This is a genomic window from Paenibacillus wenxiniae, assembly GCF_039822605.1.
In the GTDB taxonomy this organism is placed as follows: domain Bacteria; phylum Bacillota; class Bacilli; order Paenibacillales; family Paenibacillaceae; genus Saccharibacillus; species Saccharibacillus wenxiniae.
This window is the reverse complement of the sequence record NZ_JBCGUH010000022.1, coordinates 21,752-34,514: the sequence shown is the minus strand read 5'-3', so window position 1 is coordinate 34,514 and position 12,763 is coordinate 21,752. Positions and strand designations below refer to the sequence as shown.

Here is a 12,763-nt window from a genome sequence, read left to right as displayed (position 1 = left end):
AACCGAAGATCAAACCGGTTTGTCGTTTTACCGTTGTGTCGTTTAGGCATGATTGCCTAGTCATGTTCGTTCACTCAAGCTTTCGCCAATCGGCGAAATACAGTATAGATTTGATATTGACCTGAGGATAAGTGAGGTGCCGCTTTGTTACACACTTTGATGGAGACGTTAGCCAAAGATCAGGACTTTGGCTCGGTAAAAGATGGAATTTTGTCTGGCATGAAGGAGCAGTTAGTATCCGGATTGTCTGGCTCTGCCCGGCATTTGCTTATTGCGAGTCTGTTCCATGAGACACAGCGACCTGTGCTAGTTGTTACACATAATATGTTCCATGCTCATAAGATCGCGGAAGATTTGCAGGAAGCGCTTACGCCTGATCAAGTGCTACTTTATCCTGCCAATGAGCTGGTCGCAGCGGAAAGTGCCATTTCCAGTCCAGAAACGCTCGCTCAGCGTCTGGATGTATTAACCCAGTGTGCTGCTGGCTTCCGCGGCGTTATTGTTGTGCCTTTTTCGGGGGTACGACGTTATTTGCCTGCACGTGAGACGATTGCAGAGGCGAAGATTATACTGCAAGATGGCGGAACGCTGGAGCTGGAAGCTTTCCTCCAGCAGATGATCAAGCTTGGTTATGAGCGTGTGGAACGTGTGGAATCACGCGGCGAGATGAGCGTGCGTGGCGGAATTATCGACTTTTATCCGGTAACGACCAGTCTGGCTTATCGGATTGAGCTATTTGATGAGGAGATCGATTCGATCCGCACGTTTGATCCCGACGATCAGCGTTCTATCGATAAAGTGAAATCGGTAACGATCTTACCGTGTCGCGAGATTATCGCGGATTATGATCGCATGCGTCAGGCAGCTGATCAGATCGCAGCGCGTTTGGAAATGCAAATTGAGAAAATGAGCGATCGTCAGGCGAAGGTAAGACTGCGTGAAGAGATCGGGCGCGAGATGGAGCTATTGCGTCAGCATGTGTATTTCCCAGAGATGTACAAGTACATTTCGCTGTTATACCCGGAAAAGGCAACGCTATATAATTATTTGCCAGAAGATACCGTCATTGTAATGGAAGAGCCAGCGCGTCTGCTGGAGACGGCGAAGCAGCTGGAGCGAGATGAGAGCGAATGGGATATGCATTTGCTGCAAAATGGCAAAAGCTTGCCTAATCTGGAGCTGGCGGCGCATACGGATGATGTGATGTACCGTAGCGGTCGTCAGACGCTCTGGATGTCGGTATTCCTGCGTCAGGTGCCCCATGTACAGCCAGGTAATATCGTCAACGTGGTAAGCCGCACGATGCAGGATTTCCACGGACAGATGAATGTACTCAAATCGGAAATGGAACGCTGGAAAAAGTCCGGCACACAGGTCATTATGGTAGCAAGTGGCGAGGAACGGATGGAACGTGTTCGCCGTGTGCTAGATGACTATGATATCGAGACGCCGATTATGATGGACGGCAATCTGCAATCTGGGTTTGAGTTGCCATCGATTCATCTGGCTGTCATTACCGAGGGCGAAATGTTCTCGAAAAAGCAGCGTAAAGTGCGCAAAGTCGGTAAAAATGTCGACAATGCTGAGCGTATTCGTAGCTATACCGAGCTAAAGGTGGGCGACTATGTCGTGCACCAGAACCACGGTATTGGTAAATATATGGGAATCGGTACGCTTGAGGTCGGTGGTATTCATAAGGACTATATGCATATTATGTATGCAGGTGGCGATAAACTGTCCGTACCGATCGAGCAAATTGATCTGATTCAGAAATATGTCGGTTCTGAGGAGAAAGAACCGAAAGTATACAAGCTAGGTGGTAATGAATGGACACGGGTTAAAAGTAAAGTCCGTTCGTCCGTACAGGATATCGCTGATGATCTGATCAAGCTGTATGCTGAACGCCAGTCGGCGTCCGGTTATGCATTTGATAAAGATACGAATGAACAGCATGATTTTGAAAATACATTCCCATATGATGAAACTCGTGACCAATTACGTGCGATCGACGAGATCAAAGGCGATATGGAGAAAAATCGTCCGATGGATCGTCTGCTCTGTGGTGACGTGGGCTATGGTAAAACCGAGGTAGCTATCCGTGCAGCATTTAAAGCTGCGATTGAAGGCAAGCAGGTAGCTGTGCTGGTGCCAACGACGATTTTGGCTCAGCAGCATTACGAGACATTCCGTGAACGTTTTGCTGAATATCCATTTAATATCGGTGTACTGAGCCGTTTCCGCACACGCAAGGAGCAGAATGATACGATCAAAGGCTTGAAGCAGGGAACGATCGATGTTGTGATCGGTACGCATCGCCTGCTGTCGCAGGATTTGATCTTTAAAGATCTCGGTTTGCTGATCGTCGATGAAGAACAGCGCTTCGGTGTATCGCATAAGGAAAAGCTGAAACGTTTGAAAACGAATGTGGACGTGCTCACGCTGACAGCAACGCCAATCCCACGTACATTGCATATGTCGATGCTCGGTGTGCGTGATCTGTCCGTGATCGAGACACCGCCGGAAAATCGTTTCCCGGTACAGACGTATGTGGTCGAGCATAGCCCAACGCTTGTACGCGAAGCGGTCGAGCGTGAGCTGAATCGTGGCGGTCAGGTGTACTATCTGTACAATAAAGTACAGGGCATTCATGAAATGGCGGCTCATATTTCCGAACTGGTGCCAGAAGCACGTGTTGCTGTTGGTCACGGACAGATGTCGGAGCAGGAGCTGGAGAAGACGATTTTGGATTTCCTGGATGGAGAATTCGATGTGCTCGTCAGCACCAGCATTATTGAGACCGGCGTCGATATTCCAAACGTGAATACGCTCATCGTGCATGATGCGGATAAAATGGGTCTGTCACAGCTGTATCAGCTTAGAGGACGGGTTGGACGTTCCAATCGGATCGCTTACGCCTACTTTACGTATCAGCGAGATAAGGTGTTAACCGAGGTGGCAGAGAAGCGTCTGCAATCGATCAAGGAATTTACCGAGCTTGGTTCCGGCTTCAAAATCGCGATGCGTGACCTGTCGATTCGTGGCGCAGGTAATCTGCTGGGTGCCGAGCAATCCGGCTTTATCGCATCGGTCGGTTTTGATCTGTACTCACAGATGTTAGCCGAGGAAATTCAGAAGCGTAAAGTGACGATGCTGGGCGAGCAGGATCTGAAGGCGAATGAGTGGAATACGACGATTGATCTGTCAATCGATGCATATTTGCCATCGGATTACATTTATGATAGTATCCAAAAAATAGAAATTTACAAAAAGGTTGCTGCCGTATCTTCCTTCGACGATATTGCCGAGCTGGAAGATGAATTGCTAGATCGCTTCGGTGAACTGCCGGAGGCGGTTATTCAATTGATGCAAGTCGCGCGTCTGAAGTTGTATGGCAAGCGCTATGGAATCGAGCAGATTTCACGTCAGGGGGACGATGTGAAACTGAAGTTCCATGAAGGGCAAGACAAGGCGTTCGATATGCCGATATTATCCGATGTTGGCAATCGCTTCGAAAGGCGTGTACAATTTAATCAGGGTTCCACAATGGTCATTCAGGTCAAAGGTAAAGGTCTGACCGACCACGAGCTGCTTGAGCTGCTGTGCAGTTTCCTTGAAGCCGTGATGGAATCATACAAATTAAAGGGGGAACTACAGAATGTGGCCAATTAAAAAAGCTGCTCGCAAAACAGCGGTTTTGACAGCAGGAGCTGTACTTAGCATCAGTCTGTTAGCAGCTTGCACCAACGGGAAGGCAACAGACACCGCAGAACAGCAAAAGGACAACAGCCCGGTTGTTGCTCAATACGATGGTGGCACCATCACTGAAAATGAGTTCAACAAAGAAGTCAGCATGATGAAATTTTTGACCCCACAATATGCACAAGCATTTGATCAGGATCAATATAGAGACCTTCTGCTTCAGCAGGAAGTCGCTTATAAATCACTGGCAAGCCAGGCGAGCCAAACAGCTAAGGATGCAGGTGCGAAGCAAGCGGATGAGCAGATCAAACAGCTCACTTCCAGCGTTGACCCTGAACAGCTGCAAGAAATGCTGAAAACATCCAACCTGACGGAGCAGGATGTAAAAGATTATATGACACGCGCGTTGACTGCTTCCGAAGTGATGAAGGAAAAAGTTACCGATGCAGATGTGCAAAAATATTTTGACGCTCACAAAGATGAGTACACAACAGCGAATGTACGTCACGTACTGATCGGTCTGCAAAGCGCAGATGGCAAAACAAAACGTACCGATGCGGAAGCGCTGAAACTGGCGAAAGAACTGAAAGCGAAGCTGGATGCAGGTGCTGATTTTGCTACTATCGCAAAAAAATATTCTGACGATCCAGGTTCCAAAGACAAAGGCGGTCTGTATGAGAACCAGCCTGTTAGCAACTGGGTAGAATCGTTTAAAGAAGCAACACTGAAACAAAAAATCGGTGTGATCGGTGATCCGGTAAAATCGGATTATGGCTACCACATCATCAAAGTAGAATCTCGCACGGAAAAATCGTTTGCTGATCTGACAGCCGAAGACAAGGACAACATCAAGTCCAAGCTCGCTTCGCAAAACTTCAGCAACTATATGGCTAACGATATTCCAAAAATGATCAAGAGCAAAAACCTGCCTAAAGTTGAAGGCGCCGCAGACGGTGCTACCGGTGGAGCAGGCGCAGGAACAGGCGCTTCCACAGGTACAGGCACGGATGCTACCGGTGGTAGCAATGCAACAGAAGGTACAGCAACAGAAGGCAGCTCCACTAGCAAATAAGCAGATTTCGATCTGCGATGGATGGTATGCCAGGTAACGACCGAAAATAGCGCGGATATCCGCGCTATTTTTGTGTGATTTATTAATAGCGATATCGTAGAAATAAGGTAAGCAACACGGCGACACTGATCTGCCGCCATAAGGAGGGCCGAATGAATGAAAGACACAGCATCACCGTCATCGCGACTGTTACGCGGCGCCTTTATTCTTGTACTGGCAGCGGTATTGTCCAAGCTGATTGGAACGGTTCAGAAAATTCCGCTGCAAAATATTGGCGGTGACGGTGTATTCGGCATTTATAATGCGGTGTACCCGTTTTATACACTGGTGTTACTGATCGCGACAGCAGGCTTCCCAGCTGCCGTATCGCGCTTTGTGGCAGAGGAGATGGCAGCTGGGCGAACAGGTGGCGCACGTCGTGTGCTACGTGTGTCCTCGTGGATGCTCATCGTGCTCGGACTGGTATGTGGAGCGATCATGTATGCCGCTGCGCCGTTACTGGCGGCATGGATCGATAATATGCATACCGAGCCTGCCATTCGCAGTGCTGCGCTCGCTCTGCCGCTCGTGCCCATTATGGCAGGCTTGCGCGGTTATTTTCAAGGCATGCATGATATGATGCCAACCGCAGTGTCACAGGTCGCTGAGCAGACGGTGCGTGTAGCTGCAATGGTCATACTACTGCTCTGGCTGCATCGTTGGAGTGCATCAGACGATTGGATTGCGGCGGGAGCGACATTTGGCTCGGCAGCGGGCGGTGCAGCAGGTTTGCTCGTTATGCTGATCTACTGGTGGCTGCATCGACGACGAACGCATAATCTTGGCGCTGTTACGCTGGAAGAAGGACAGCAGCCGATGTGGCCGCTGCTCAAGGCGTTATTGCTCTATGCACTGCCGATTTGTTTAGGCTCGCTGTCAGCACCGCTGATCAGTCTGGTCGATACGTTCACCGTACCGCGTTTGCTCAAAGCAAATGGCTGGACAGAAGCAGAAGCGATGGTATGGTTCGGTATTTATAATCGCGGCATTCCGCTTGTCCAGCTGATGGCGATGCTGGCGACCTCGATGTCGGTGCTGTTCATTCCAGCGCTAACAGATGCGCGTGTACGTGAGCAGCATGAACTCATTCGCAATCAGACGAAGCAGACGGTAAATTGGTTCTGGCTGCTTGGCTTGGCATCATCGGCGGGTATTGCTGTACTTGCGGTACCGATTGACGTGATGTTGTATGAAGATTCGATCGGCAGTGAGACGATCCGCTGGCTGGCATTTACCGGTGTAGGGGCTACGTTATCGATTGTGACAGCAGCGCTGCTGCAAGGGCTTGGCTCAGTACGCGCTCCGGCGGTGCATTTGCTATTATCTACGGTGGTGAAGGCGATACTCAATATTGTGCTTGTACCGCATTATGGCATTAATGGTGCAGCTATTGCCGGCATTATAGCGTATAGTGTCGCAGCGTTGCTGAATATACTGCTGCTCGCTCGAATTACACGTTTCGGCGTATCATGGCGTGAAATGATCGGTAAACCCGTGCTCGTTACGGCTGTCATGTGTGCAGGCGTCATAGTATGGCTCGTATCGATGCAGCTTCTGCTGACAAGGCTCGGCATGCACGAACGATTGGAGTCGCTAGTCATTGCTGGAGGCGGTGTGGTGATCGGCGGTGCGCTATTCCTGATCGGTTTATTCCGTACAAAGCTTATGACCGAACAACAGGCAGCAGCCCTTCCCAAAATCGGCAGCCATCTGGTACCCTTATTGAAGCGAATGAAAATTATAAATAGATCCTAGATAGGAGGCGAAGCGATGAGTGCTGTTATTACGATTGTTGGACTTGGCTCTGGCGATACCGATCAGCTGACGGTGGGCATTTTCAATAAATTGCAGACCGCCCAGCGGCTATATGTGCGTACAAAGGATCATCCGGCATTGTCTGCGGTTACGGCTGAATTTGTTACGTTTGATGATGTGTACGAATCACAGGATTCTTTTCCAGAAGTATATGCTGAGATCGCAGAGCGTCTGCTGCAAGCAGCAAGCCGTGCAGGCGATGAGATCGTTTATGCGGTTCCCGGTCACCCGATGGTGGCAGAGCGGACGGTACAAATTTTGCGGGAAAAGGGCAAGGCGAAGGGTATCGATGTACAGGTGCTAGGTGGCGAGAGCTTTTTGGATGCGGCCTTTACGCGCCTGGGCTTCGATCCGATCGAAGGGTTTCAGCTATTGGATGCTTCCGGATTGAATGCACGTCTGCTACAGCCAGGTTTGCATACGGTGATCGGACAGGTATATGATACGTTTACCGCTTCGGATGTGAAACTTAGCTTGATGGAGCTGTATCCGGACGACTATGAAGTGACTGTCGCTCATGCACTTGGTGTACAGGGGCAGGAGCAGATTCGTCAGGTGCCGCTGCATGAGCTGGATCATGTGCAGGATTACGGCAATCTATCGCTGATCTATGTGCCGCGTACAGAGGATGAAGCGGTGCGTAATCGTACATTTGACCGTTTGCATGAGATTGTAGAGATTTTGCGCAGTCCGGGCGGATGTCCGTGGGATCGTGAGCAGACGCATCAATCGCTCCGTCAGAACTTTATTGAAGAAACGTATGAAGTGCTGGAGACGATTGATGAGGATGATCCTGATCATATGCAGGAAGAGCTGGGCGATGTGCTGTTGCAAATTATGCTGCATGCTCAGATTGAAGAGGAGACCGGTACGTTCAATGTGTACGATGTGATTGAGGGATTGAACCGTAAGCTCCTTTTCCGTCATCCGCATGTGTTTGGCGATCGCCAGGCTAATGATGCACAGGCAGCGCTGCAAAATTGGGATGCGATGAAGGCAGAGGAAAAGCGCCTTAAAGGTCAAAATCCCGATGAAGCGTCCGTGCTTGACGGTATTCCGCGCGATCTGCCGGCATTGTTAACCGCCTACAAACTGCAAAAGAAAGCGGCAAAAGTCGGCTTTGACTGGGAAGACGTCGAAGGTGCACTTGGCAAGCTTGATGAGGAGCTAGCCGAGCTGAAAGAAGCGATTCGCGATGGACAAACGGCTGAAGAACAGCTGCTCGAACTGGGCGATTTGCTGTTCTGTACAGTGAATGTAGCGCGCTTTATGCAAGCTGATCCAGAACAGGCGCTTGCGCTCGTCAATCTTAAGTTTAAGCGCCGATTCGGCTATATCGAGCAGTCATTGCGTAGTCGTGGTTTAACGTTGAAGGATGCTGATCTAAAGGAAATGGATCGGCTCTGGGACGAGGCTAAAGCGCAAAACAAGTGAATATTTTGCAGGAATTTGGGCTTGAGCCAAGAATGTACTATACTTAGAGAGCGGCTGTGTGTTAACATGCTGTTCATGGGACAGCACATGTGACCCAGTTGAATTTTTCTGAAAATTTGGGAGGCTTTTAATAATGAACAAAACAGATCTGATTAACAACATTTCGAACAATAGCGGTTTGACTAAAAGAGACGTAGAAGTTGTACTGAACGGTTTTCTGGATGAAATCTCCGGCGCACTGTCCAAAGGTGACAAAGTTCAACTGATCGGTTTCGGAACTTTCGAAACTCGTAAGCGTGCTGCACGTACAGGTCGCAACCCGCAAACTGGCGCAGAAATCAACATCCCTGAATCCAACGTACCTGCTTTCAAAGCTGGTAACAAGCTTAAAGAAGCGGTTAACTAATGCGTCTGGACAAATTCCTGAAGGTGTCCAGACTGATCAAGCGCCGCACCGTGGCCAAAGATGTGTCTGAACAGGGAAGAGTCCTGTTAAACGGGCGTGAAGCCAAGCCGAGCGCCACGGTTAAGGTCGGCGACGAGATTACCGTCCAGTTCGGGCAAAAGCTAGTTACCGTTCGGATTGAACGTGTGGCAGATACTACGCGTAAAGACGAAGCAGCAACGATGTATACCCTGATCAAGGAAGAAGCGATTCCGCGGAATAACGATTTGTTCTGAACGATTTAGCGGTAAGATCATCATTTCAGGGAAAGCTTACTCCGGGAACTACATTTCTTGTAGCGGATTTGCTTTATCACATATCAAAAAGCTACTTTGACGTCGGTCTCGACATTAAAGTAGCTTTTTGTCATTTTCTTTCATTGTAAGGTGTTACATTTTTCTTCTTTTGTGGTAATGTTAAAAATATGTATCAGTAGTTATGTTAATCACACTTTACTTATATCGATCGTCCGGCATGCTGCGGTACATTACATTTGCCCGATGGAACGGGTAAATTATGCGATCCGAAACACTGTTCAAGGAGGAACTTCCAATGATACCCAAACCGATACCCGTACATAACAGTCGCCCGCAGCCGCAAAGAAGGCAGTCATCACCGTCACCGTCACCGAATCCTGGCGCGCGCAAGCGTCTTCGGCTCTGGATGGCGTTCATGGCTCTGTTCCTAGCATGGGCTATTTATTCGTTTATCAACCAATCGCTGCAACTATCTACGAAGCACGAGCAGCTTGCCGAGCAACAACAGAAGCAAGCGGAGACACAGGCAGCGCTTAATCAATCACAACTTGAGGTGAAGCGTTTGGAAGATCCAGAGTACATCGGTCAGATTGCACGCAAGCAATATGGCATGTATTTACCGGGTGAAAAGCCGATCTGGGCGACCGAACCACCAACAAATAAGTAAATATTGACGCGAAATGAGCCGTAAGACGGGGGTTTATTGGTTGACCTTGGTAGGGGCTTCCGGTATAATTTAATCACCGCAGGTAGCAATCCAAGTAGGATTTTACTGTACATTTTAAGGGAGGATCATTTTACTCTATGGCAATTGAAGTGGGCACCAAGTTAGAAGGCAAAGTGACAGGCATTACGCACTTTGGAGCATTTGTAGATCTGTCTGGAGGTGTCACTGGTCTTGTTCACATCTCGGAAATTGCCGACAATTACGTCAAGGATGTTAACGACCACCTCAAGCTGGGCGATGTCGTTACAGTCAAAGTAATCAATGTCGACAAGGATGGAAAGATTGGACTTTCAATTAAACAAGCAGTAGACAAGCCGGCAGAAGCAGCACCATCTTCAAGACCACCATCATCCAGACCACCTCGTCCGGAATCACGTGGCGGTGGTAGAGATGGAGGAGATCGTCCTGGCGGCGGTGGTTTTAACCGTGATCGTGGAGGTCGTTCTTTTAACAAGCCTTCTACACCTAAAGCTTCATTCGATGATAAATTGACTCGTTTCCTCAAGGATAGCGAAGAACGCATTTCATCATTGAAAAAAAATACGGAATCCAAGCGTGGAGGCCGTGGTGCCAAGCGAAGCTAATCCTTACCTGGCATACAGTATATAAATAACGACCGCGGACGCAGTAGCGTCTGCGGTTTTTTGCATCCGTGTCAAAATGAGCATGAATCACAACTAATGTAACCGAATATGATACACTGGAAAAAGCAGATATGGAAGGAAGGAGAGACTCGGTTGTCGACAATGGAATATTCCGAACTGCCGGCAGGCACAACGGTAACGGGAAGATCAAGAGGGCAGCAGTACGTGATTCAGCGTACACTCGGCAAAGGCACCAATGGAGTTGTATATCTGGTGAGTACGATGCAGGGGCAGCAATATGCACTCAAGATGGCGACCGTAAACCATAATTTGCAGCCGGAGATCAAGCTCCTTTTTTCTTTACATAAGCATTGGAAAATAACCGGTCGTAACGATTCCAACCGTTATTTGTACGATGTGGATGAGTATGAACAGGATCATGACGTGATTCCCTTTTATGTGATGAAGTATGTAAAAGGTCAGCCACTTAGTGCCTTCCTGCGTGCACGCGGCGCAGACCGGATCGGCATGGCAGGTACAGGTGTGCTGGAGCTGCTGGCAGAGCTGCATGAATCAGGCTGGGTGTTCGGCGATTTGAAGGCAGAGCATGTGATCGTCAGTGATGATGGTGGGATTGATCTGATCGATTATGGAGGTGCTCGTCCGCAGGGGCAGAGTATACACCAGTTTACTGAATGGTATGATCGCAAATATTGGAATGCGGGTGATCGGGTCGGTGATTACGCCTATGATCTGTTTGCTTTTGCATTGATCTGTCTCAAGCTATTCAATGAACCGGGACTACAGCGGATTATTGCAACCCGGTTGCCACAGGTGCGCGGCGAAGCTGATCTTGTACAGCTTATCGACAGCACACCTGGACTGCGTTTATACAGTGACTGGCTCAAAAAGGCGATACGTGGCGAGTTTCGCAGCACACGCGAAGCCTACTATGGCTGGAGGGCGATCAGTCGCTCTGGCTTGCCTGCCAGTCGTCATAGGAACGATATGATGACCGTGCAATTGCGTCGGGCATTTCTATGGTCGCTGTTCGGATTGGGTATCATTTTGCTGGCTATTTATTTTCGCGGTTAGATGATCAAGGCTAGGTGGTTAACAGGTAACAATTGATACGGTAACTATAGAAATGTGCGGGCAAGTCATGCTGCTGGTCGTTACAGCTGATGGGCATAGGGCAACAACAGATGATAGGAGAGAGCAAGGGATGAGATCACAGACATGGCACGATCTGCTGGAGCATGTACGGGAGCTGCGCCGCGAGTTTGGTTTTGGAGCGGATCGCAGCACCATCATCGTAGCTGTGTCCGGCGGACCGGATTCGATCGCATTGCTACATGTACTGCATGCACTGTCTGGCGAATATAACTGGACGCTCATCTGTGCGCATCTAAATCACGGATTCCGCCCGGACGAGTCGGCAGAGGAAGCGGAGTTTGTACGCTCGGTTGCTGCCGGGCTTGGCATTCCTTTTGAGCTGGGCACTGTTGATACGCCTGCTCATATGGAACGTACCGGACAGGGACCACAGGAGGCTGCACGCGAATTACGCTATGATTTTTTACAGCATACGGCGCAGCGATATGGAGCGACAACGCTTGCTCTAGCTCATCATATGGATGATCAGGCAGAGACGGTGCTCATGCGTATTTTGCGTGGAACAGGGCTGGAAGGAATCGGCGGAATGAAAATATTGCGCGCCGAAAAAAATCTGGAACTTATTCGTCCATTTTTACGTATATACAAGGCAGACCTTGTATATGTGTGTCAGCAGCGCGGTTTGGCGTATCGGCTGGACAGCAGTAATATGCAGCGTAAGTACACACGTAACCGCATTCGGCTGGATGCTCTGCCTTTTTTGGAGCAGTTCAACGGGCAACTGATTCCTACACTTACAAGACTGGCTGAAATCGCAGGTACAGAAAATGATTATATCCAGCAACAGACCGAGGCGCTCTATGCCAAACTGGTTAAAGAGAAAGCAGGATCATTTTCATTTTCGGCAGCATCCTTTTGTACAGTGCATGTCGCTTTACAACGGAGGTTGATTAAACTAATATTAAATTATCTGTCATCGGCGAACGAGACCTTTGATTTCAACAAAATTGAAATCATTCGTTGTCAGATTGAACGAAGCGATCTCGCAAGCTGGAGTCTGGACGTTGGAAGCCGGATCATCTGTCTCAGGGAATATGATGAGATTCGTTTGATGGAGGCTTCCGAGCAGAAAGTAGAACCTTTTTGTATTCCTGTACAGTATACCAATGCTGTCATATCCATCCCTGTCGCTTCTATGCAAATGGAAGTGCACACACTGGAGTGGAAGGATCGTTCCCGCGATGCGCTATGGCTTTCTTCGGACGAAGCGTTTTTCGATGCGGATGAATTGGATTTTCCGCTTTCTTTGCGTTCCCGCCATCCGGGCGATAGTATCACCCTGATCGGAGGCGGAACGAAAAAAGTAAAAAATCTTTTTATCGATGCCAAGATTCCATTATCTCAGCGCGATCGTATGCCGTTGCTGGTCGATGCCAGTGGACGTGTATTATGGATTCCGGGACTGAGGCGTGCACGGGAAGCGCTAGTTCGACCCCAGAGTGATCGCTGTCTTTATATGAAAATTGTAAAGTCCGCAGATTAATGTTTGATTTCCATCGATTTAGCTTGATAAGT

At 48.9% G+C, this 12,763-nt stretch carries 10 protein-coding genes; all 10 read left to right on the top strand.

What is annotated here, in order from left to right; genetic code table 11:
- Positions 1–159 precede the first annotated feature (159 nt).
- The 10 genes from mfd (at position 160) to tilS (ending at position 12,731) form a co-directional block, all read left to right on the top strand.
- Positions 160–3,669, top strand: coding sequence for a transcription-repair coupling factor (gene mfd, locus AAHF22_RS22365; protein WP_371834097.1), 3,510 nt, complete (start codon positions 160–162; stop codon positions 3,667–3,669).
- On the top strand, positions 3,656–4,771 hold the full coding sequence (locus AAHF22_RS22360; RefSeq protein WP_347327207.1) for a peptidylprolyl isomerase: 1,116 nt from the start codon (positions 3,656–3,658) through the stop codon (positions 4,769–4,771). Before mfd ends, AAHF22_RS22360 begins: the two co-directional genes overlap by 14 nt.
- A 156-nt stretch (positions 4,772–4,927) precedes the next feature.
- Positions 4,928–6,565, top strand: coding sequence for a putative polysaccharide biosynthesis protein (locus tag AAHF22_RS22355; RefSeq protein WP_347327206.1), 1,638 nt, complete (start codon positions 4,928–4,930; stop codon positions 6,563–6,565).
- Between the two features lie 15 nt (positions 6,566–6,580).
- Positions 6,581–8,059 (top strand): bifunctional methyltransferase/pyrophosphohydrolase YabN, encoded by a 1,479-nt coding sequence (yabN, locus tag AAHF22_RS22350; protein ID WP_347327205.1) that lies wholly within the window; start codon positions 6,581–6,583, stop codon positions 8,057–8,059.
- Between the two features lie 133 nt (positions 8,060–8,192).
- Entirely contained in the window at positions 8,193–8,465 is a 273-nt protein-coding gene (locus AAHF22_RS22345; RefSeq protein ID WP_188778119.1) for an HU family DNA-binding protein, read from the top strand.
- Positions 8,465–8,740: an RNA-binding S4 domain-containing protein gene (locus AAHF22_RS22340; RefSeq protein ID WP_347327204.1), complete on the top strand. Its 276-nt coding sequence runs from the start codon at positions 8,465–8,467 to the stop codon at positions 8,738–8,740. The genes AAHF22_RS22345 and AAHF22_RS22340 overlap by 1 nt, the downstream gene beginning before the upstream one ends.
- Positions 8,741–9,056: 316 nt before the next feature.
- The gene (locus tag AAHF22_RS22335) at positions 9,057–9,428 is read left to right on the top strand and encodes an FtsB family cell division protein (protein ID WP_347327203.1); all 372 of its coding nucleotides are present in this window, start codon (positions 9,057–9,059) and stop codon (positions 9,426–9,428) included.
- 137 nt (positions 9,429–9,565) lie between these two features.
- Positions 9,566–10,072, top strand: a complete 507-nt coding sequence (locus tag AAHF22_RS22330) for a S1 domain-containing RNA-binding protein (RefSeq protein WP_347327202.1) — start codon at positions 9,566–9,568, stop codon at positions 10,070–10,072.
- A 162-nt stretch (positions 10,073–10,234) separates the two neighbouring features.
- Entirely contained in the window at positions 10,235–11,167 is a 933-nt protein-coding gene (locus AAHF22_RS22325) for a protein kinase domain-containing protein (protein ID WP_347327232.1), read from the top strand.
- 130 nt (positions 11,168–11,297) lie between these two features.
- Positions 11,298–12,731, top strand: coding sequence for a tRNA lysidine(34) synthetase TilS (gene tilS, locus AAHF22_RS22320; RefSeq protein WP_347327201.1), 1,434 nt, complete (start codon positions 11,298–11,300; stop codon positions 12,729–12,731).
- Positions 12,732–12,763: the final 32 nt, after the last annotated feature.

Bases quoted from the DNA above. Each gene is read 5' to 3' on its own strand.
- AAHF22_RS22340 (WP_347327204.1), top strand. From the start codon at position 8,465: ATGCGTCTGGACAAATTCCTGAAGGTGTCCAGACTGATCAAGCGCCGC.
- AAHF22_RS22335 (WP_347327203.1), top strand. From the start codon at position 9,057: ATGATACCCAAACCGATACCCGTACATAACAGTCGCCCGCAGCCGCAA.
- mfd (WP_371834097.1), top strand. From the start codon at position 160: ATGGAGACGTTAGCCAAAGATCAGGACTTTGGCTCGGTAAAAGATGGA.
- AAHF22_RS22330 (WP_347327202.1), top strand. From the start codon at position 9,566: ATGGCAATTGAAGTGGGCACCAAGTTAGAAGGCAAAGTGACAGGCATT.
- yabN (WP_347327205.1), top strand. From the start codon at position 6,581: ATGAGTGCTGTTATTACGATTGTTGGACTTGGCTCTGGCGATACCGAT.
- AAHF22_RS22360 (WP_347327207.1), top strand. From the start codon at position 3,656: ATGTGGCCAATTAAAAAAGCTGCTCGCAAAACAGCGGTTTTGACAGCA.
- tilS (WP_347327201.1), top strand. From the start codon at position 11,298: ATGAGATCACAGACATGGCACGATCTGCTGGAGCATGTACGGGAGCTG.
- AAHF22_RS22355 (WP_347327206.1), top strand. From the start codon at position 4,928: ATGAAAGACACAGCATCACCGTCATCGCGACTGTTACGCGGCGCCTTT.
- AAHF22_RS22325 (WP_347327232.1), top strand. From the start codon at position 10,235: ATGGAATATTCCGAACTGCCGGCAGGCACAACGGTAACGGGAAGATCA.
- AAHF22_RS22345 (WP_188778119.1), top strand. From the start codon at position 8,193: ATGAACAAAACAGATCTGATTAACAACATTTCGAACAATAGCGGTTTG.